At 51.1% G+C, this 605-nt stretch carries 1 rRNA gene; it reads right to left on the reverse strand.

Annotated features, from left to right (window positions below):
• Positions 1–605, reverse strand: a 23S ribosomal RNA gene (locus QSJ80_RS15560); the annotation flags it as partial.

A 605-nucleotide genomic window follows, 5' to 3' on the forward strand; every position in this document is an offset into this window, starting at 1 on the left:
GCATCCGCAGCTTCGGTTATCAGTTTGAGCCCCGTTAAATCTTCCGCGCAGGCCGACTCGACTAGTGAGCTATTACGCTTTCTTTAAAAGATGGCTGCTTCTAAGCCAACTTCCTAGCTGTCTTAGCCTTCCCACATCGTTTCCCACTTAACTGATATTTGGGACCTTAGCTGGCGGTCTGGGTTGTTTCCCTTTCCACGACGGACGTTAGCACCCGCCGTGTGTCTCCCGCGATTGCACTCATTGGTATTCGGAGTTTGCATGGGGTTGGTAAGTCGGGATGACCCCCTAGCCCAAACAGTGCTCTACCCCCAATGGTGAGACGCGAGGCGCTACCTAAATAGCTTTCGAGGAGAACCAGCTATCTCCCGGCTTGATTAGCCTTTCACTCCGATCCACAGGTCATCTCCTAACTTTTCAACGTTAGTGAGTTCGGTCCTCCAGTCAGTGTTACCTAACCTTCAACCTGCCCATGGATAGATCGCCGGGTTTCGGGTCTATTGCCTGCAACTGAGCGCCCTATTAAGACTCGATTTCTCTACGGCTCCCCTATTCGGTTAACCTTGCTACAGACAATAAGTCGCTGACCCATTATACAAAAGGTA

The sequence above is a fragment of the Biformimicrobium ophioploci genome (assembly GCF_030270605.1).
GTDB classification, from domain to species: domain Bacteria; phylum Pseudomonadota; class Gammaproteobacteria; order Pseudomonadales; family Cellvibrionaceae; genus Biformimicrobium; species Biformimicrobium ophioploci.